This is a genomic window from Streptomyces sp. P9-2, from assembly GCF_051903975.1.
Classification (GTDB): Bacteria; Actinomycetota; Actinomycetes; order Streptomycetales; family Streptomycetaceae; genus Streptomyces; species Streptomyces cellulosae.
The window spans coordinates 355,386-375,798 of the sequence record NZ_CP192633.1; the positions used below are offsets into that span (position 1 = coordinate 355,386).

The window sequence follows — 20,413 nt, forward strand, 5'->3', positions numbered from 1 at the left end:
CGTCCGTCGTTGGCTCGATGCCGTGCCCGCGCGTTGGGCGCATCCGCTCCTCGCCGTCCTCGCGGTGGCAGTCTCCGTCGCGTGGGAGGTGGTGGCCGGGCCGGTGCCCGCCTGTACGTCCGCCGAGCCGTGCGGGAGTGACTGGACCGGGCTCGCGGTGGCTGTCGTTCTCGTGTTGTCCCTGTACTGGGTGTGGCGGCAGCCGCGGCTCGCCATCGGCGGGCTCGCGTTCACCGTGCTCGCCCTCGCCGTCGAGGACGGCGTCACCGCGTTCGCCCGGCCCTCCGCGCTCGCGTATCTGCTCGCCACCGGGTTCGCCGTGACCGGGCTCGTGCACCGGCTGGCCGTCGCCGGACGCCAGCGCGCGCTGGCGTTGGAGGCCGCCGGGTCGGCCACCCAGCCGCTCCCCGACGCCGCCCGGACCTTCCGCCGGGGTCGGATGTCCTTCGTACTGGCCGTCCTCTTCCTGGCCGTCGCCGGCTTCGGCGTTTACCAAGCCCTCGGGGTCGCCGACACCTACGAGAAGCGCGCCGCCACCGCCTCCCACCTCTCCGGTGAGGTCACCGCCGTGGACGAGGACGACGGCCTCCTCACCGTCACCGCCGAGGGGCGTACCCACCGCATCGAGACGGCCTTCCCCGAGGACTTCCCCGTCGACACCCGCGTCGATCTCGTCGTGGACGGCGACGGGGCCGTGCTGGTCGCCGAGCCGTACGACGCCTTCGGGTGGGAACTCCTGGTGCTGGCCGGCTCCGCGACCGGGCTCGGGTTCCTCGTGAACGGCGTCGCCGGACGGCTCGGCGCGCGGCGGCTGCGGAGCGGGCCGCTGCCCGTGCTGCACGTGCTGGTGCGCGAGGGCGAGGAGGACGGCCGTACGTGGGTGTACGCGGCCGACGACACCGAGGGCCGCCGGCCCGTGCTGTGGTTCCACTCGCTGTACGCCGACGACGACGGCGGTGAGGAGGACGAGGACGACTACGAGACGGAGGACGACGACCCCGGCCTGGAGCGGCTCGCGGCGACCCTGCGCGGTGACGGGCCCGCCCCTCCCCTGCGGGAGGCCGTCCTGTACGGCGCCCCCTACACCGGCGCGGAGGTCGCCTTCGTCGCGCGCGACGACGAGGACGACCCGGAGGTCGCGGTCGAGTGCAGCGTCACCTCGGTGAAGCCGGCCGTCACCCTGTGGAACACGGGCGGTCCGCAGGCGCGCGGGCGGAAGCACATCCGGCGGCCCGTCGAGGAGATCGCCGCCAACCTGATGCCCTCGGCGGAGCCGCGGGTGTGGCGGGCGCACGGCTTTTCGCGGGGGCTCGGCGCGGGGCTGCTGGTGGTGCAGGGCGGTGGCGTGTGGGCCGCGCTGGAGGAGGGCCCGTCCTGGCACTGGCTGATGCTCGCCGTCGCGCTGCCGTGGCTCGTGACGTCCGTGGCGACGGCGACCACCTGGCGCGTCACCGCCGACCGCGACGGCTTGTGGGTGCTGACGGCCTGGCGCGTCCGGCGCGTCCCGTGGGAGGCCGTCCTCTCCGTGACGCACCGGGACGACGGCATCGACATCGGACGCGCCGAGGACGACGCCGTACGCATCTCCCCCACCGGCTGGGCGTGGCTGGAGCGCCGCCTGGGCCGCGAGCCGGGCGCGCAGCGCGTCGCCGACGAGCTCCGCGCCCTCCTCCTGCGCCCGGACCTCCGCCCGACGGCCGAGGCCCTCTCCGACCGCCAGGGCATGCCCGTCGGGCCCCCACTGGTCGCCCTGACGGTCCTCTGGGGCGCGGCGGTCCTGCTTCTGTTCTGACCTCTAGACGTCCCGGATGCCCGGGAACCCCTGCGCCGCCTCCAGCTCGAACGCCAGCTCCAGCAGCGTCCGTTCCGCCCCCGGCCGCCCCGAGAACATCACGCCGATCGGCAGGCCCTCCGGTGTCAGGGACGCGGCCGGGACGGAGATCGACGGCGTGCCCACGACGTTGTTGACCGGGGTGAACGCCACATACGCCAGGATGCGTTCGATCAGCGTGGCGTACGGGACGGACGGGTTGAGGTGGCCCAGCGGCGGGCTGGTGTGGGCCAGGACCGGGGACAGGATGACGTCCAGGCCCCGGAACGCCGCCGCGTACGCCTCCCGCGTCCGCCGCAGCCGCCGCAACACTCCAGGAGTACGGCGCCAGTTGGCGACGTAGGTGGCGCGCAGGCCGCGGCTGAGGCCGTCCATGCGGTGGCGGTCGAACTCCGCGCCCATGGTGCGTCCCGTGGCGCCGATGAGGAACGACAGCAGGCCCCAGTAGGTGAGGAAGTCCTCGGTGAAGCGCGGGTCGATGGCCAGCTCCACCGGGGTCACCGTGTGACCCAGCGCCTCCAGCCGCCGGGCCGTGTCGGTGACGGCCGCGCGGGTGGCGTCGTCGGTACGGGCGCCGTTCGGGGAGTCGACCAGGAGGCCGATCCGCAGCCGGCGGTCCGAGGGACCCTCGACGAGCCCGAGGGAGGGCAGCTTCGGGTTGCGGTGGTGCAGCTCCGCCGCCGCGAGGAACGCCGCGCTGTCCCGCACCGTACGGCTCACGACGCCGTCCACCACGATGTCTATCGGCAGTTGGCGGCCCTGCGCGTTCGGCACGGTACGGCCGCGGGTCGGCTTGAGGCCGACGAGACCGCAGCACGCGGCCGGGATGCGGATGGAGCCGCCGCCGTCGTTGGCGTGCGCGACCGGCACGGCGCCCGCGGCGACCAGGGCCGCGCTGCCGCCGGACGAACCGCCCGCCGAATGGCCGGTGTTCCACGGGTTGCGGACCGGCGGGCCCTCCTCGAACTCCGTGCTGGGGCTGAAGCCGAACTCGGGCAGCCGCGTCTTGCCGAGCACCGTGACGCCCGTGCTCAGCAGCTGGCGGGTGAACCCGGCGTGCCGCCGGGCCGGGCGCGGCACGAAGGCGGCGCTGCCGTGGCCCGTGGGCAGACCCGCGAAGTCGGTGTTGTCCTTCACGAAGGTCGGCACCCCGGCGAACGCGCCGCCGTCGGCGTCATGGTGAGCCGGGACGTCGAGGTGCACCTGGACGGCGTCCAGTTGGGCGTCGGCGTCCCGCACCCGGGCCGCCGCGTCGCGGGCGACCTCGGCGGCGCTCACCTCGCCCCGCCGGATCGCCGCGGCGAGACCCACCGCGTCCAGGTCGCCCAGGGCGTCGTCACGGAAGACGTGGACGCCGGTCCGCGTCTCCTTGCGTCCCTGGCTCTGTTCCTCGGATGTCGTCACCGTCGGCTCCGCCCTGCGCGCGTGAATGCTGGCCCGGCCATCATGGCTTACCGGCGGGTAACACGCGAGAGGCCGGCGACGGCCGCGCTCAGAAGTTGAGGCTGCCGATCATCCCCGCGATGTTGGAGGTCACTTCACTGATCGTGGGCGCGATCGTCGACGAGGCCAGGTAGAAGCCGAGCAGCATGCACACGATCGCGTGCCCTGCTTTCAGTCCCGACTTCTTGATCAGCAGGAAGACGATGATCGCCAGCAGCACCACCGCCGAAATCGAGAGTGCCACGGCGGCTCACCTCCAAGGATCCCAGGGACGCGGGGGGACAGGAATATGGGGGCAGTACGTCCACACAGCAGGCAGCAGGTTCATACCCACTATGCGCTAACGATCATAACTATCCGTACGTGCGCATCGATCGGCGCACGGCCGCACAAGGGGGCGCATGGCCAATATGGTCAGGGCATGACGACCGAGACGGACTCCTTCCCCCGGCGGCACGCCCGCACCCTCCGCTTCACCCTCGGCGCGCCGCGTTCCTTCAGCGTGGCGCCCGACGGCTCACGTGTCGTGTTCCTCCGCTCAGGCTCCGGCACGGACCGGGCCAACGCCCTCTGGGTGCTCGACACGGACGGGGGCGGGGAGCGCGTGGCCGCCGACCCGCGCGCCCTCCTGGGCGGCGCTTCGGAGCAGCTCTCCGCCGAGGAGCGCGCGCGGCGCGAACGCAGCCGTGAGGGAGGCGCCGGCATCGTCGGCTACGCCACCGACGCGGCCGTGGAGTTGGCGGCTTTCGCCTTGTCAGGGCGGCTTTTCACGGCCGAGCTGCGGGCCGGCACGGCCCGTGAACTGCCCACGCCCGGACCGGTGATCGACCCCCGTCCGTCGCCCGACGGACGGCATGTCGCGTACGTCGCGGAGGGCGCGCTGCGGGTGGTCTCGGCGGAGGGGGCGGACGACCGCGCGCTCACCACCCCCGAATCGGAGGAGGTCACGTACGGGTTGGCCGAGTTCGTCGCGGCCGAGGAGATGAGCCGCTCACGCGGCTTCTGGTGGTCCCCGGAGTCGGACCGGCTGCTGGTGGCGCGGGTGGACGACACGCCGGTGCGGGAGTGGTGGATCGCCGACCCGGCCCACCCGGACCGGGCTCCGCACCGCGTCCGCTACCCGGCGGCCGGCACCCCGAACGCGGACGTACGGCTGTTCGTCGTGGACCTCGCAGGCACGCGCACGGAGGTCTCCTGGGACCGCAAGCGCTACCCGTATCTCGCGCGAGTGCACTGGTCAGGGGCGGGTGCCCCGCTGCTGCTCGTACAGGCGCGCGACCAGCGGGCGCAGCTGATCCTGGCCGTCGACCCGGACACCGGGGCGACCCGGATGGTGCACGCCGACGAAGATCCGGAATGGCTGGAACTTTTCCCCGGTGTGCCCTGCTGGAGCCCCTCAGGGCAGCTGATCCGGATCGCCGACGAGGGGGGAGCCCGGCGCCTCGCCGTAGGTGAACGACCGCTCACCGGACCGCAGTTGCACATCCGGGCGGTGCTCGACGTCTCGGACGACGACGTGCTGGTCTCGGCGTCGGCGGGGGCGGAGGCGGCCGCTCCGGAAATTGGCGAGGTCCATGTCTACCGGGTGAACGAACTGGGCGTGGAGCGCGTCTCCGAGGAGCCCGGCGTGCACACCGCGGTGCGCTCCGGAGGGGTCACGGTGCTGGTCTCGGCGACCCTGGATCGGCCAGGTTCGCGGGTGCGGGTACTGCGTGACGGGAAACAGACGGCGACTGTCCCCTCGTACGCCGAAGACCCCGGTTTGTCCCCCCGTGTGACGCTGACACAGGGGGGCGCACGCCGCATCCCGTGCGCCGTGCTTATGCCTCGGGACTACGCCGGTGACACCCCTCTGCCGGTGCTCATGGACCCCTACGGCGGTCCGCACGGCCAGCGGGTGGTGGCCGCCCACAATCCGCACCTGACCTCGCAGTGGTTCGCCGACCAGGGCTTCGCGGTCGTCGTCGCCGACGGGCGCGGCACCCCGGGACACTCCCCCGCCTGGGAGAAGTCCGTCAAGGACGACCTCGCGGCCGTCGTCCTCCAGGATCAGGTCGACGCGCTCCAGGCGCTCGCCGGGGACTTCCCGCTGGACCTGGACCGGGTCGCGATCCGCGGCTGGTCCTTCGGCGGCTACCTGGCCGCCCTCGCCGTCCTGCGCCGCCCCGACGTCTTCCACGCGGCCGTGGTCGGCGCCCCGGTCACCGATCTGCGCCTGTACGACACCCATTACCAGGAGCGCTACCTCGGGCACCCGGACGAGCAGCCGGACGTCTACCGCCGCAACTCCCTGATCGACGACGCCGGTCTGGTCGACGCGGCCGAGCAGCACCGGCCGATGATGATCATCCACGGCCTCGCGGACGACAACGTGGTGGTCGCCCACTCCCTGCGGCTGTCCTCCGCCCTGCTCGCGGCCGGACGCCCGCACGAGGTGCTGCCGCTGTCCGGCGTCACCCACATGACCCCGCAGGAGGAGGTCGCCGAGAACCTGCTCCGCCTCCAGCTCGGCTTCCTCAAGCGCTCCCTGTCCCTCCCGGGCACCTCCGCCACGCGTTAACACCGGGGCAACTCACCGGAAGCGGTACCGATATACGGACAGGGAAGGCTGGTCAGCGTACGGCCGTGCGGGTGCCGTGAACGGGCCGGGGTGCGCCATGTCACCCCGGCCCGTACCCGTACAAGGGTGCGTCACCCGCGCCCGTCCTCCGCCGGTACCACGTGCTTCTCCTCCGCGAAGTGGCACGCCGAGTCGTGCGCCGCCGGGCCCCCGGCCTCCGCGAACCAGGGCGGCACCGCCAGCGCGGGCACCTCCACCGCGCACCGTTCCCGCGCCTTCCAGCAGCGGGTGCGGAACCGGCACCCGGAGGGGATGTTCGTCGGCGACGGCACGTCCCCGGTGAGCACGATCCGCTCCCGGTGCTCCCGCGCCCTCGGGTCGGGCACGGGCACGGCGGAGAGCAGCGCCTGGGTGTAGGGGTGCGTGGGGTGGTCGTAGATCTCGGTGTCCGTGCCGGTCTCCACGATCCGGCCGAGGTACATCACCCCGACCCGGTCGGAGATGTGCCGGACGATCGACAGGTCGTGCGCGATGAAGACGTACGACAGGTCGAACTCGCTCTGCAGCCGGTCCATCAGATTGATGACCTGCGCCTGCACCGACACGTCCAGCGCGGACACCGGCTCGTCGGCGACGATCACCTCGGGGCGCAGCGCCAGCCCCCGCGCGATGCCGATGCGCTGCCGCTGGCCGCCGGAGAACTGGTGCGGATAGCGGTTGATGTACTCCGGGTTCAGGCCCACCACGTCCAGCAGCTCCTGCACCCGTCGCCGCCGGTCCCCCTTCGGCGCCACCTCGGGGTGGATGTCGTACGGCTCCCCGATGATGTCGCCCACCGTCATCCGGGGGTTGAGCGAGGTGTACGGGTCCTGGAACACCATCTGGATGTTGCGGCGCACCGCCTTGAGCGCCTTGCCGGACAGCCGGGTGATGTCCTCGCCCTTGTAGCGGATCGAACCGGCCGTCGGACGCTCCAGGTTGACCAGCATCTTCGCGACCGTCGACTTGCCGCAGCCGGACTCCCCCACGATGCCCAGCGTCTCGCCCGCGTCGAGCCGGAAGTCCACGCCGTCGACCGCCTTCACGGCCCCGACGTGCTTGCGGAAGACGATGCCCCGGGTCAGCGGATAGTGCTTGACCAGGCCGCTGACCTCCAGGATCGGCTCAGCCATCCAGGCACTCCCTCCAGAAGTGGCAGGCGCTCCCGCGCGTGCCGGAGACCTCGTACAGCGGCGGGTCGTCGGTCGTGCACACGTCCCGGGCCAGCGGGCAGCGCGGATGGAAGGGGCAGCCCGGCGGGATGCGGGTGAGGTTGGGCGGCAGGCCCTTGATGGCGTACAGCTCCCGGCCCTTGTGGTCCAGGCGCGGGATGGAGTCCAGCAGGCCCCGCGTGTACGGGTGCGCCGGGGCCTTGTAGATGTCGTGCACCGGCGCCGACTCCACGATCCGGCCCGCGTACATCACCGCGATGCGGTCGGCGACGTCGGCGACCACCCCCAGGTCGTGGGTGATGAGGATGAGCCCCATGCGGTACTCCCGCTGGAGCTCCGCGAGCAGCTCCATCACCTGCGCCTGCACGGTGACGTCGAGGGCGGTGGTCGGCTCGTCGGCGATGATCAGCGCCGGCTCCAGGGCGATCGCCATCGCGATCATGATGCGCTGGCGCATGCCGCCGGAGAACTGGTGCGGGTACTGCCGCACCCGCTCCCGCGCGGCCGGGATGCGCACCCGGTCCATCAGCTCGACCGCCTTGACGCGCGCGTCCTTGCGGGACATGCCCCGGTGCACGGTGAACATCTCGGCGAGCTGGTCGCCGACGGTGATCACCGGGTTCAGGGCGGACAGCGCGTCCTGGAAGATCATCGCCATCTCGGCGCCCCGGATCCGCCGGCGCTCCTCCTCCTTGAGTTTCAGCAGGTCCCGGCCCTGGAACATCACCTCCCCGCCGGTGATACGCCCCGGCGGGGTGTCGAGGATGCCCATCACGGCCTGCGCGGTCACCGACTTGCCGGAGCCGGACTCGCCCAGCACGGCCAGGGTCTCCCCCTCGTCCACGCCGTAGGTGACCCCGTTGACCGCCTTCGCCACCCCGTCCCGGGTCCGGAACTCCACGTGCAGGTCGCGCACTTCGAGCAGCACCGCGGCTCACCTCAGCTTCGGGTCGAGGGCGTCGCGCACCGCGTCGCCGAGCATGATGAACGCCAGGACCGTGATGGCCAGCGCCCCGGAGGGCCACAGCAGCGCGTGCGGGGCGTTGCGGATGTACGGCGAGGCGGAGGAGATGTCGATGCCCCAGGAGACGCTGGGCGGCTTCAGCCCCACCCCGAGGTACGACAGGGTCGCCTCCAGGGCGATGTACGTGCCCAGCGCGATGGTCGCGACGACGATGACCGGGGCGACCGCGTTGGGCGCGATGTGCCGCAGCAGCAGCCGCGAGTTGGAGGCGCCGAGCGCCCGCGCCGCCTGCACGTAGTCGTTCTGCTTGGCGGTGATGACGGCGCCGCGGGCGATGCGGGAGATCTGCGGCCAGCCGAGCAGCACGATGAAGCCGATGACGGGCCAGACGGTGTTGCTGGTGATGACGGACAGCAGCACCAGACCGCCGAGGACGACCGGGATGGCGAAGAAGACGTCGGTGATCCGGGACAGGATCGAGTCGGAGAGCCCGCCGAAGAACCCGGCGAGCGCGCCCAGCACACTGCCGAGGACGGCGACCCCGAGGGTGGCGAGCACGCCGACCGCGACGGAGGTGCGGGCCCCGTACACGGTGCGGGTGTAGACGTCGCAGCCCTGCCCGTCGAAGCCGAAGGGATGCCCGGGCTGGGAGCCCTCCTGCGCCTTGGACAGGTCGCACTTCAGAGGGGAGCCGGAGGTGATCGCCGACGGCCACAGGGAGATGAAGACCAGGAACAGGATGACCAGCGCCGAGACGATGAACACGGGGTTGCGGCGCAGGTCCCGCCAGGCGTCCGACCACAGCGAGCGCGGCCGGTCCTCCGGTCCGGCGCCGTCCGGGCCGGCCGGCACCTTCTCCAGCGTCTCGGCCTCGTCGACGCCCAGGTCCATGGCGCCGCCCATGCTGGTGCCCGCGACGGCGGCCTCGGGTTCGTCAGGACGGTCAGACATAGCGGATCCTCGGGTCGAGTACGGCGTACAGGAGGTCGACGACGAGGTTGGCGACGAGGAAGACCAGCACCAGCACGGTGACGAAGCCGACCACCGTCTGCGTGTTCTGCCGCAGGATGCCCTGGTAGAGCTGGTAGCCGACGCCGTGGATGTTGAAGATCCGCTCGGTGACGATCGCCCCGCCCATCAGGAAGCCGATGTCGGCGCCGATGAACGTCACCACGGGGATCAGGGAGTTGCGCAGCAGGTGCCGGACGACGACCCGGCGCCGGGGCAGGCCCTTGGCGACGGCGGTGCGCACGTAGTCGGAGCGGCGGTTCTCCGCGATGGAGGTGCGGGTCAGCCGGGTGACGTAGGCGAGGGAGACCGACGCCAGCACCAGGCCGGGCAGGATCAGCTCGTCGAAGGGCGCCTCCGAGGACACCGAGGGCCGGATCCAGCCCCACTTCACCCCGAGCAGCAGCTGGAGCAGCAGACCGGTGACGAAGGTGGGCACGGAGATCACCACGAGGGTCAGCAGCAGCACCCCGGTGTCCACCGGACGGCCCCGGCGCAGTCCGGTGACCACGCCGAGGGTGACGCCGATGACGATCTCGAAGAGGATCGCGATCAGGGTGAGCCGGATCGTGACGGGGAACGCCGTCGCCATCAGCTCGGTGACCTCCTGGCCGTTGAAGGCCGTGCCGAAGTCGCCGGTGAAGAGGTTCCCCATGTACGTCAGGTATTGCTGCCAGACCGGCTTGTCGAGGCCGAACTCCTGCTCGAGGCGGGCGGCCGTCGCCGGGTCGCACTGCCGCTCGCCGCACAGTCCCGCGATGGGGTCGCCCATCACGTTGACCATGAGGAAGATCAGCAGCGTGGCCCCGATGAAGACCGGGATCATCTGGAGCAGTCGCCGGACGACGTAGCGCCCCATGGCGGATCAGCTGACCTTGATCTCGTTGTAGACGGGGACGCTGAAGGGGTTGAGCTTGACGTTGGAGAGCCGGTCGGACCAGCCGGCGCTGCCGTTCTGGTACCAGAGCGGGATCGCCGCCATGTTGTCCCGGACGACCTCCTCGGCCTGCTGGAACAGGTCGATCGCCTTGGCCGTGTCGGTCTCCTGGTTGGCCTGGTTCACCAGGTCGTCGAACTGCTTGTTGGACCACTTGCCGTCGTTGGACGAGGCGTTGGTGTAGTACAGCGGCTGGAGGAAGTTCTGGATGAGCGGGTAGTCCATCTGCCAGCCGGCCCGGAACGGACCGGTCATCTTCCGGTCGGTGATCTGGTTGCGGAAGTCCGCGAAGGTGCCGACCGGGTTGGCGGTGCAGGCGCGCTCGTTGTCCAGGGCGTTGTTGATGGAGTTGCAGACGGCGTTGACCCATTCGCGGTGGGAGCCGGTGTCGGCGTTGAAGGTGATGGTCACCTTGCCGCCGGGCAGGCCTCCGCCCTCCTCGATCAGCTTCTTCGCCTCGTCGGGCTTGAACTCGCAGAACTCGCCGCACAGTCCGTCCTGGAAGCCTCCGTCCTCGCCGAGCACCGGGGAGGTCCAGTCGGTGGCGGGGGTGCGGGTCTTCTGGAAGATCGTGTCGGTGATCTGCTTCCGGTCGATCGCCATGGACAGGCCCTGCCGGACCTTCTTCGCGCCCTCGGTGTTCCACGCCGGGTCGTAGAACGGGAAGGCGAGCGTCTGGATGATGCCGGCGGGGGTGTTCAGGTAGCGGTCGCCCAGGTCGTTCTTCACGTTCTTCAGCTGCGCGGCGGGCACGTCGTCGACCAGATCGAGGTTGCCGGCCAGCAGGTCGGTGTAGGCGGTGTTGTTGTCGGTGTAGACCTTCAGGTCGACGCCGCCGTTCTCCGCCTTGTCGTCGCCCGGGTAGTCGTCCCACTTGCGCAGCGACATCTGCGAGCCGCGCGTGTACGACTCGACCAGGTAGGGACCGTTGCCGACGGGCTTCTTCACCCAGGCGTCGTGGTCGTCGAAGAACGCCCGGGGCAGCGGTGCGAACGCGTTGTACCCGAGGGTGTCGGGGAACGTCGAGAACTTCTGGGTGAGCTTCACGGTGAAGGTGCGCTCACCGGTGACCTTCAGCCCGGACAGGGTGTCCGCGGTCTGCTCGCCCTCCTCCGGGTGCACCTGGTCGTAGCCCTCGATGTAACCGAAGAAGTACGCGTTGCGCTGGTTGTTGCGCAGGCTGGCGCCGTAGTTCCAGGCGTCCACGAAGGACTGCGCGGTGACCTTCTCGCCGTTGCTGAAGGTCCAGCCGTCCTTGACGGTGATGGCGAAGTTCTGCGAGTCCGAGGTCTCGATCTTCTCGGCGAGCATGTCCTGCGCCTCGCCGGTCTCCGGGTCGTAGCGCTTCAGCCCGCGGAAGATCATGTCGAGGACCTTGCCGCCCTGCACCTCGTTGGTGTTCGACGGCTCCAGCGGGTTCTGCGGGTCACCCCAGGAGGCGCTCAGCACGGCCTCGGAGTCGCCGCTGCCTCCCCCGCCCCCGCCGCACCCCGCCGTGGCGAGGGCGAGCGCCATCGCGCAGACGGCCCAGCTGGCGTGCGTGGTGATGCGCATGGGTGCCTCCTCGTGCCCGGGTCCCTTACCGGGCCAGCCTGGGAGGGGGCGCCCCCGCGCGCACGCCCGCCGCGGCCGTACGGGGGTGCGAGATCCACCGGACGGGCGCACGGGGGCGGGCACGCGAAAGGACCGGGGGCGGGAGGTGCGTGTCCTCCCGCCCCCGGTCCTCAGGGCTGTGCGTCCTTCAGAGCCTTCTGCGAAGGGGGTCAGTCCTTGGAGACGTTCCCGTCCTTCTCCAGCGCCTTCAGCGCCGGGTCCATCACGACGTCCTCGGAGCGGGCCTCGATGCTGGGCTCCTCCGGGAAGTGGCACGCCGTCAGGTGGCCCTCGCGGTTGCCGCCGATCTGCACCAGCGGCGGCTCCTCCGTGGCGCACTTGTCCTGCGCCTTCCAGCAGCGGGTGCGGAAGCGGCAGCCGGACGGCGGCGAGATCGGCGAGGGGACGTCACCGGCGAGGCGGATGCGCTCGCGGTTCTCCGTCTCGTCGTCCATCGCCACCTCGGGCACGGCCGAGAGCAGGGCGTGCGTGTAAGGGTGGCGCGGGCGGTTGTAGATGGAGTCGCGGTCGCCGACCTCGACCACCTTGCCCAGGTACATCACGGCCACGCGCTGCGAGAAGTGCCGCACGACGGCGAGGTCGTGGGCGATGAAGAGGAAGGCGATGCCCATCTCTTCCTGGACCTTCTGCAGCAGGTTGACGACCTGCGCCTGGATCGACACGTCGAGCGCGGAGACCGGCTCGTCCGCCACGATCAGCTTCGGGTTGAGCGCGAGCGCCCGGGCGACGCCGATGCGCTGGCGCTGACCGCCGGAGAACTCGTGCGGGAAGCGGTTGTAGTGCTCCGGGTTCAGGCCGACGAGCTCGAGCAGCTCACGGACTTTCTTCTCCCGGCCGCCCGCGGGGTTGATCCCGTTGACCTCCATCGGCGACTTGATGATCGTGCCGACGGTCTGGCGCGGGTTCAGCGAGGAGTACGGGTCCTGGAAGATCATCTGGATCTCGGACCGCACGGGCGCCAGCTTCTTGCGGTTGGCGTGCGTGATGTCCTGGCCCGCGTACTCGATCTTCCCGCCGGTGGGCTCCAGGAGCCGGGTGATGAGCCGGCCCGTGGTGGACTTGCCGCAGCCCGACTCACCCACCAGGCCGACGCTCTCGCCGACGCCGACGGTCAGGTCGACGTTGTCGACGGCCTGCACGGCACCGACCTTCCGCTTGATCGGGAAGCCGCCGTAGATCGGGAAGTGCTTGGTGAGGCCCTCGACCTTCAGCAGCGCCTCGGTCGACGCGCCGGTGGAGCCCTGCTGTGCGGGGAGGGTGAGGTTGTCGCTCATGTCTCGGATCTCCCTAGCGCAGCCGGGGCTGGATCTTGTCGATGAAGATGGTCTGCTTCTGCTCCGCCGTCAGGTGGCAGGCAGCGGCGCGTCCGTCGCCCAGCGTGGGCCGCTCGGTGCTGCAGCGGTCGCCCGACACCTTGTCCGTGAACGTGCAGCGGGGGTGGAACGGGCAGCCGGACGGCGGGTTGAGCAGGCTGGGCGGCGAGCCGGGGATCGGCGTCAGCGGCTGCGAGGTGCTTCCGCCGAGGCGCGGCATCGAGCTGAGCAGGCCCCAGGTGTAGGGGTGGCGCGGCTCACGCAGCACCTCGCGGACGCTGCCGCGCTCGACGGCCCGGCCGGAGTACATCACCAGCAGGTCGTCGGCCATGTCGGAGATGACGCCGAGGTCGTGGGTGATGAAGATGATCGCCGATCCGAACTCCTGCTGGAGGTCCTTGAGCAGGTCGAGGATCTGGGCCTGGACGGTCACGTCGAGGGCGGTGGTCGGCTCGTCGGCGATCAGCAGGTCCGGGTCGCAGACCAGGGCCATGGCGATCATGGCGCGCTGGCGCATACCGCCGGAGAACTGGTGCGGGTAGTCGTCCACGCGGGTCCTGGGCTGCGGGATGCCGACCTTGGTGAGCATCTCGACGGCCCGGTCCCGGGCCTCCTTCTTGGAGGCGCCGGTGTGCTTCATGAACGGCTCGGCGATCTGCCGGCCCACCGTGTAGTACGGCGAGAGCGCCGTCAGCGGGTCCTGGAAGATCATCGCGACCTTGTTGCCGCGAAGCTTCTCCATCTCCTTCTCAGGAGTGGTCACCAGGTCCTGGCCCTCGAGGAGGATCTCGCCCTCCACGGTGGTGGTCTTGGGGTTGTGCAGCCCGAGCACGGTCAGGTTGGTCACGGACTTGCCGGAACCCGACTCGCCCACGATGCCCAGGGTCTTGCCGCGCTCGACGTCGAAGGACAGCCCGTCGACCGCCTTGACGATGCCGTCCTCGGTGGAGAACCGCACCCGCAGGTCGCGGACCGAGAGGAAGGAGTCGGGCCCGGTCGGGGCCTTCTCGCCTTCGGTCTTGGTCAGTGTGGTCACGGTGTTTCTCCTAGCTGAGCCGTACGCGCGGGTCGATGTACGCGTAGGCGAGGTCGACGAGGATGTTCAGGAGCAGGATGAAGAAGGCTCCGAACAGCATGACACCCATGGTCACCGGCAGGTCCTTGGTCAGCGAGGAGTCCACCGCGAGACGGCCGATGCCGGCCAGGTCGAAGGTGAACTCGGTGACCACCGCGCCGGACAGCAGCGCGCTGAGGTCCATGCCGAGGATGGTGACGATCGGGATCAGGGAGCCGCGCCAGGCGTACCGGAAGAACACGTAGCTCTGGCGCATGCCCTTGGCGCGCGCGGTGCGGACGTGCTCCTCCTGGAGCTGCTCGATCATCGTCGAGCGGGACATACGGGTGTACTGCGCGGTGAAGATGGTGGCCATGACCACCCAGGGGATGAGCAGACCCAGGAACCAGGCCCCGGGCTCCTCGGTGAAGCTGTGCTCCTTCGGGAACTCCATGATGCCCGTGCTGTAGACCAGCAGGCCGAGGACGATCGGGCCGAGCAGGTAGATCTGGAAGGAGCTGAGCACGATCGAGGTGCCGCTGACGATCTTGTCGACGACGGTGCCGCGCTTCCAGGCGGCCAGCAGACCCGAGCCGAGGCCCAGGATCAGGAAGATCACGAGACCGCCGACGGTCAGCGACAGCGTCAGCGGGAAGCGGTCGATGATGGAGTCCCAGACGAACTCGCCGCTTTCGAAGGAGACACCCAGGCACGGCGCGGAGCAGTGCCCCTGCGGGAAGTCGCGGCCGGCCACGATGCCCGACATGAACTCCCAGAACTGGGTGGGAAGGGGCTTGTCCAGACCCAGGTTCTCGCGGATCACCGCGAGGTTCTCGGGCGAGCAGTTCTTGCCGCAGGACAGCGCAGCGAAGTCCTGAGGAACTGTGTAGAACAGGAAGAACGTGAAGGCGCCGATCAGGAACATGATGACGACGGCGCCGGTCAGCCTGCGGATGAGGAACTGAAGCATGGCGGGTGGATGCTCTCTTCGAAACGCGGCGGCAGGTGAGGGGTACCGTCCGCGGGGGTGTGCTCCGCCTGGCGCACACCCCCGCGGTCAGCCGAACTGAGGGCTTACGGCTGCTTCAGGTACAGGTCGGTGATGTTGATGTAGCTCGACTCGGTGCTGTACCGAGCGCCACCGATGTTCGACCCGTAGAGCTGGAGCTGCTTCGAGTAGTAGACCGGGGCAGCCGGGTTGATCTCCTCCACGATGCGGTGGTGGGCCTGCTCCCAGGTCTTGGCCGCCTCCTCGGGCTCCTGCTTCAGGGCCTTCTGGATGAGCTCGTTGACCTGCTTGTCGTTGATGTGCGAGTAGTTCGACGCACCGTCGGCGATCAGCTCACCGTCGTAGACCGGGGTGATGACCGTGGACGGGGACGGCCAGTCCTGGCCCCAGCCGGTCATGTAGAGGTCGTACGGGTTGTTGAGCTTGCCGACCTGCTCGTAGAAGCTGGCGCGGTCGATCTCCTTCGACTGGACGTCGAAGCCGAGCTTCTCGAGGGCGTCCTTCAGGATGACCTGCTGGGCCTGGCCGCGCGGCGTGTTGGAGTAGGCGTAGGTGAGCTTCGTGCCCTCCTTGACACCCGCCTCCTTCAGCAGCTCCTTGGCCTTCTCGATGTCGCCGTTGGGCTTCTTCAGCTTGCCGAACGGGTCGTACGTCGGGTCGAAGCCCGGCAGGGTCGGGGCGAGCAGACCGCCGGCGACCTCACCGCCGTAGCGGCCGCCGTCCGCCTGGACCATGGACTGGCTCGGGATCGCGTAGGTGATCGCGTCGCGGACCTTCTTGTCCTTGATGCGGTCCAGGTTGAAGGTGAGCTGCCACACGTACGGCTGGTAGCCCGCGATGGTGCGCTTCTTGGTCTCCGGGTTGGTGACCACGTCGGCCATCTGCGCCGGGTCCACCGGGTCGGTGAACTGGATGGCGTTCTTGGCCTCGCCCTGGTCCGAGATCAGACGCTTGGTCTGGCTGGCCTGGGAGACGGTGTTGGTGAAGTTCCAGCCGTCCACGTACTGGTGGCGCACGGCGTCGGTCTTCGGGTCCCACTGGTCGTTCTTGACCAGCTTCATGGACTTGCCCGGCTTGTACTCGGCGATCTTGTACGGGCCGAGGGCCGCGGGGGCCTTGTCGTACTTCGCCTTCGTGTCCTGCTTGGCGGGCACGATGGAGTAACCGGCCATGGCCAGGGCCTGCGGCAGGTCCGGGCGCGGCTGGCTGAACTTGAAGATGACGGTCTTGTCGTCCGGCGTCTCGAGGACCGTGTCGGGCAGGTGCTTGCCCTTGTACGGGCCGTCGGGCAGCGCCTTGCGGTAGTCGTTGCCGGAGAGCCAGGACTGGACGAACGTCGGGCCGTCGAAGATGACCTTCGAGTACAGACGCTCGATGGTGTGGCGGACGTCGGCCGAGGTGATCGGGTTCCCGTCCTCGTCCTTGATGCCGTCCTTGAGCTTGTACGTCCAGACCTTGCCGCCCTCGGAGGACTGGCCGGCGTCGGTGGCGATGTCACCGACGACCGTGAGGTTGCCCTCGGCGTCCTCCTGGTAGTTCGTCAGACCTCGGTGAATGAGGTTCGAGAACTGGCCGGCGTCGCTGACGTAGATCTGACCCGGGTCCATGTGGGTCAGGTCCGACTGCATGTAGACGTTGATGAAGCCGCCCTGCTTGGCGCCCGCGACGTCCTTCGCCGGACCGGTCGATGCGGCGGCGTCACCGTAGACGACAGGGTCCTGCTGCTCGGCGGCGTCCTTCTGCGACTTCGCGTCGGTCCCCTTGCCGTCGCCCTTGTCGTTGCCGGAGCAAGCGGTCAGGGTCAGGGACCCCGCCACGATGGCCACGGCTATGGCGCGCGCGGTACGCGTTCTGATGGGCTTCATGATGCCGATGCACCTACCTGTCGATAGTTGTCCACGAGTTGCTGCCTGACAGTCCGGTAGCCCGGCCGGGGGCGGCAGCTCCCCCACCCACCAATGGACGATCAGCGTCCGGTCTTGGGGTCGAATGCGTCCCGGACGGAGTCTCCGAGAAGGTTGAAGGCGAGTACGAAGATCACCAGCGCCGCTCCGGGGAAGAGCAGGAACATCGGGTCCTGCTCGTACACGTCGGTGCCGACCTTGAACATGCGGCCCCAGTCGGGGGTCGGCTCGACGAAGCCGACACCGATGAAGGAGAGGAAGGCGATGGTGAGGATCGTGCTGGGCAGGATGTACGTGGCCTGCACCAGGATCGGGGTGACGATGTTCGGCAGGATCTCCTTGCGCACGATGCGACCGGGAGGGGCGCCGGACACCTTGGCCGCCTCGACGAACTCACGGTCCCTCAGCGACAGCACGGAGCTGCGCACCAGACGGGCCAGGCCCATCCAGCCGAGGAACCACATCACCATGATGATCGCGACGGCCCGCAGGTAGGTGGGGGTCTCGTCCTGCGGGTCGACGAACATCGCGGTGACGACCGGCATGAAGGCGATGAAGAACAGCTGCTGGGGGAAGCCCAGGAAGAAGTCCGTCACCCGGCCGATCCAGTAGTCGACACGGCCGCCGAAGTAGCCGCCGATCATGCCGATGATCACGCCCGTGATCACGCTGAGCAGCGTGACGAGCACGGCCATGTACAGCGACGTCCGCATGCCGTACAGCAGCATGGTGAACACGTCGCGGCCGAGCTTGGGCTCCACGCCGAACCAGAAGTCGCCCGAGATGCCGCCGAAGTCCCCGCTCGGCATCGCGAAGTCGTCGAGCAGGAACGGGTAGTCGGGCTCCTGGGCGTACAGCGTGTAGGGGTCCTTGCCGTACAGCTTGGAGATCACCGGCGCGAGCGCGGCCACCACGAAGAAGAAAATGACCACACACGCGGAGACGACTCCGGTACGGTCGCGCTTGAAGCGCTGCCACATCAACTGGCCGGGGGAACGGCCCTCGGGCTGCTTCTCGCCCTTGACGACGTCGGTGGTCGCCGTGAGCTCAGGGTCCAAGACAGCCGCGGACCCGGAGTCCTCAGCCTTAGTTGGACTGGTCATCGTGTTCGTCCCCCGGGGGGTTGGAGAGTTGAGCGCAGCGCAGATACCGGCAGGTTCTGCGGTTTGGGGGAACTTTCGCCAAGAGACTCAACGCGCGTCAAGGGCGAACGACATAGGGATCTCCCTACCGTCGTTTTTTTGAGGAAATATTGCAGAGATCGACACCTGCGCGCGCTTGACACCCTTGAATCGAATTCGACAATCCGGACATTCTGCGCGCGTTTTCGGTTTACATGTCCGAAACCCGCGTGCCTGATCACCGATATGCGAACGAGATGTTGCGTTTGCCGGAAGCACGTGCGAGCGCCCTGAGACGTCCCCCGGACCCGGGCGCCGGCCGCCCAGGACCCCGGCCCCCCGGCGGGCGCGGGCATACGGGGTGACGGCCCCGTACCATGGAGGGAGGCCGAGGCGTGTCCAGCCCGGCAGGGCCCTCGCACCACAGACGTCTGCGGCGGGCAACCTTCACCACCTCCGGGAGTACGCCTTTCATGGCACCGTCTGTAACGCGTCACGACATCCGCAACGTCGCCATCGTCGCCCACGTCGACCACGGCAAGACCACCATCGTCGACGGCATGCTCAAGCAGGCCGGCGCCTTCGCCGCCCACCAGCTCGACCAGGTCGACGACCGCATGATGGACTCGAACGACCTGGAGCGTGAGAAGGGCATCACGATCCTCGCCAAGAACACGGCGGTGAAGTACCACCCCAAGGACGGCGGGGAGCCCATCACGATCAACATCATCGACACCCCCGGCCACGCCGACTTCGGCGGCGAGGTCGAGCGCGGTCTGTCGATGGTCGACGGCGTCGTGCTGCTGGTGGACGCCTCCGAGGGCCCGCTGCCGCAGACCCGCTTCGTGCTGCGCAAGGCGCTGCAGCAGCGGCTGCCGATCATCCTGTGCATCAACAAGACGGACCGTCCCGACGCCCGGATCGACGAGGTCGTCAACGAGACCTACGACCTCTTCCTCGACCTGGACGCGGACGAGGAGCAGATCGAGTTCCCGATCGTCTACGCCTGCGGCCGTGACGGCGTCGCCTCGCTGACCAAGCCCGACGACGGCACGGTCCCCGGCGACTCCGACTCCCTCGAGCCCTTCTTCTCGACGATCCTCGAGCACATCCCCGCCCCCACCTACGAGGAGGGCGCCCCGCTCCAGGCGCACGTCACCAACCTGGACGCCGACAACTTCCTCGGCCGTATCGCGCTGCTGCGCGTCCACCAGGGCGAGCTGAAGAAGGGGCAGACCGTCGCGTGGATGAAGCGCGACGGCTCGGTCGCCAACGTCCGCATCTCCGAGCTGATGATGACCGAGGCGCTCACCCGCAAGCCCGCCGAGAAGGCCGGCCCGGGTGACATCTGCGCGGTCGCGGGCATCCCGGACATCATGATCGGCGAGACCCTGGCCGACCAGGAGAACCCGGTCGCCCTGCCGCTGATCACGGTCGACGAGCCCGCGATCTCGATGACCATCGGCACCAACACCTCCCCGCTGGTCGGCCGCGGCGGCACCGGCAAGGGCGCCGACGCCAAGGCGGCCGTCAAGGACCGCAAGGTCACCGCCCGCCAGGTCAAGGACCGGCTGGACCGCGAGCTGATCGGCAACGTCTCGCTCCGCGTCCTGGACACCGAGCGCCCCGACGCCTGGGAGGTCCAGGGCCGAGGCGAGCTGGCGCTGGCCATCCTGGTCGAGCAGATGCGCCGGGAGGGCTACGAGCTCACCGTCGGCAAGCCCCAGGTGGTCACCAAGGAGGTCGACGGCAAGGTCTACGAGCCCGTCGAGCGCATGACCATCGACGTGCCCGAGGAGCACATGGGCGCGGTGACGCAGCTCATGGGCGTCCGCAAGGGCCGCATGGACAACATGTCGAACCACGGCTCCGGCTGGGTGCGCATGGAGTTCGTGGTGCCCTCGCGCGGTCTGATCGGATTCCGGACGGAGTTCCTCACCCAGACCCGCGGCACCGGCATCGCGCACTCGATCCACGAGGGCCACGAGCCCTGGTTCGGCACGCTGACCACCCGCAACAACGGCTCGCTGGTCGCCGACCGCGCCGGCGCGGTCACCGCCTTCGCGATGACCAACCTGCAGGAGCGCGGCGTGCTCTTCGTGGAGCCCGGCACCGAGGTGTACGAGGGCATGATCGTCGGTGAGAACTCCCGCTCCGACGACATGGACGTCAACATCACCAAGGAGAAGAAGCTCACCAACATGCGGTCGTCCACGGCCGACGTGACCGAGTCGATCGTCCCGCCGCGCAAGCTGTCGCTGGAGCAGTCCCTGGAGTTCTGCCGCGACGACGAGTGCGTCGAGGTCACCCCGGAGGCCATCCGCATCCGCAAGGTGAACCTGGACGCCCGCGAGCGCGCCCGCGCCGCGAGCCGCGCCAAGCACGGCTGATCACCGCACCGCGCACATGACGCGGCCCGGCGCCCCTGGTGGGGGCGCCGGGCC

15 protein-coding genes are annotated in these 20,413 nt (G+C 69.5%); 3 read left to right on the plus strand and 12 right to left on the minus strand.

Going from position 1 to position 20,413, the window contains the following annotated elements; genetic code table 11:
• The first annotated feature begins 22 nt into the window (after nt 1-22).
• Nucleotides 23-1,792 (plus strand): hypothetical protein, encoded by a 1,770-nt coding sequence (locus tag ACQY0Z_RS01635; protein ID WP_439811738.1) that lies wholly within the window; start codon nt 23-25, stop codon nt 1,790-1,792.
• 3 nt (nt 1,793-1,795) lie between these two features.
• Here the strand turns inward: ACQY0Z_RS01635 and ACQY0Z_RS01640 are convergent, their stop codons facing one another.
• On the minus strand, nt 1,796-3,235 hold the full coding sequence (locus ACQY0Z_RS01640; RefSeq protein WP_439811739.1) for an amidase: 1,440 nt from the start codon (nt 3,233-3,235) through the stop codon (nt 1,796-1,798).
• Nucleotides 3,236-3,323: 88 nt separating this feature from the next.
• Nucleotides 3,324-3,518, minus strand: coding sequence for a hypothetical protein (locus ACQY0Z_RS01645; RefSeq protein ID WP_026243428.1), 195 nt, complete (start codon nt 3,516-3,518; stop codon nt 3,324-3,326).
• A gap of 177 nt (nt 3,519-3,695) precedes the next feature.
• Between ACQY0Z_RS01645 and ACQY0Z_RS01650 the strand changes: the two genes are divergently transcribed.
• The gene (locus tag ACQY0Z_RS01650; protein ID WP_439811740.1) at nt 3,696-5,834 is read left to right on the plus strand and encodes a prolyl oligopeptidase family serine peptidase; all 2,139 of its coding nucleotides are present in this window, start codon (nt 3,696-3,698) and stop codon (nt 5,832-5,834) included.
• Nucleotides 5,835-5,965: 131 nt separating this feature from the next.
• Here the strand turns inward: ACQY0Z_RS01650 and ACQY0Z_RS01655 are convergent, their stop codons facing one another.
• From ACQY0Z_RS01655 to ACQY0Z_RS01700, 10 genes are all read right to left on the minus strand, one after another.
• Nucleotides 5,966-7,006, minus strand: a complete 1,041-nt coding sequence (locus tag ACQY0Z_RS01655) for an ABC transporter ATP-binding protein (RefSeq protein WP_189900895.1) — start codon at nt 7,004-7,006, stop codon at nt 5,966-5,968.
• Nucleotides 6,999-7,973, minus strand: coding sequence for an ABC transporter ATP-binding protein (locus ACQY0Z_RS01660; protein ID WP_189900893.1), 975 nt, complete (start codon nt 7,971-7,973; stop codon nt 6,999-7,001). The genes ACQY0Z_RS01655 and ACQY0Z_RS01660 overlap by 8 nt, the downstream gene beginning before the upstream one ends.
• A 6-nt stretch (nt 7,974-7,979) precedes the next feature.
• Nucleotides 7,980-8,960, minus strand: coding sequence for an ABC transporter permease (locus tag ACQY0Z_RS01665; protein WP_137207984.1), 981 nt, complete (start codon nt 8,958-8,960; stop codon nt 7,980-7,982).
• On the minus strand, nt 8,953-9,876 hold the full coding sequence (locus ACQY0Z_RS01670) for an ABC transporter permease (RefSeq protein ID WP_028959380.1): 924 nt from the start codon (nt 9,874-9,876) through the stop codon (nt 8,953-8,955). Before ACQY0Z_RS01670 ends, ACQY0Z_RS01665 begins: the two co-directional genes overlap by 8 nt.
• Nucleotides 9,877-9,882: 6 nt before the next feature.
• Nucleotides 9,883-11,508, minus strand: coding sequence for a peptide ABC transporter substrate-binding protein (locus ACQY0Z_RS01675; RefSeq protein ID WP_254587251.1), 1,626 nt, complete (start codon nt 11,506-11,508; stop codon nt 9,883-9,885).
• A 209-nt stretch (nt 11,509-11,717) separates the two neighbouring features.
• The gene (locus ACQY0Z_RS01680) at nt 11,718-12,842 is read right to left on the minus strand and encodes an ABC transporter ATP-binding protein (RefSeq protein WP_254587252.1); all 1,125 of its coding nucleotides are present in this window, start codon (nt 12,840-12,842) and stop codon (nt 11,718-11,720) included.
• Nucleotides 12,843-12,855: 13 nt separating this feature from the next.
• Nucleotides 12,856-13,917 carry an ABC transporter ATP-binding protein gene (locus tag ACQY0Z_RS01685; protein WP_189900885.1) on the minus strand — a complete coding sequence of 354 codons (1,062 nt, stop codon included), beginning with the start codon at nt 13,915-13,917 and terminating at the stop codon, nt 12,856-12,858.
• A 10-nt stretch (nt 13,918-13,927) separates the two neighbouring features.
• The gene (locus tag ACQY0Z_RS01690; RefSeq protein ID WP_254587253.1) at nt 13,928-14,905 is read right to left on the minus strand and encodes an ABC transporter permease; all 978 of its coding nucleotides are present in this window, start codon (nt 14,903-14,905) and stop codon (nt 13,928-13,930) included.
• A 104-nt stretch (nt 14,906-15,009) separates the two neighbouring features.
• Nucleotides 15,010-16,809, minus strand: a complete 1,800-nt coding sequence (locus ACQY0Z_RS01695; protein ID WP_254587254.1) for an ABC transporter substrate-binding protein — start codon at nt 16,807-16,809, stop codon at nt 15,010-15,012.
• 101 nt (nt 16,810-16,910) lie between these two features.
• Nucleotides 16,911-17,951, minus strand: coding sequence for an ABC transporter permease (locus ACQY0Z_RS01700; protein WP_254587255.1), 1,041 nt, complete (start codon nt 17,949-17,951; stop codon nt 16,911-16,913).
• Nucleotides 17,952-18,442: 491 nt separating this feature from the next.
• Between ACQY0Z_RS01700 and typA the strand changes: the two genes are divergently transcribed.
• Complete coding sequence (typA, locus tag ACQY0Z_RS01705; RefSeq protein ID WP_189900877.1) at nt 18,443-20,359, plus strand: translational GTPase TypA; 1,917 nt, start codon at nt 18,443-18,445, stop codon at nt 20,357-20,359.
• The last annotated feature ends 54 nt before the right edge of the window (nt 20,360-20,413 follow it).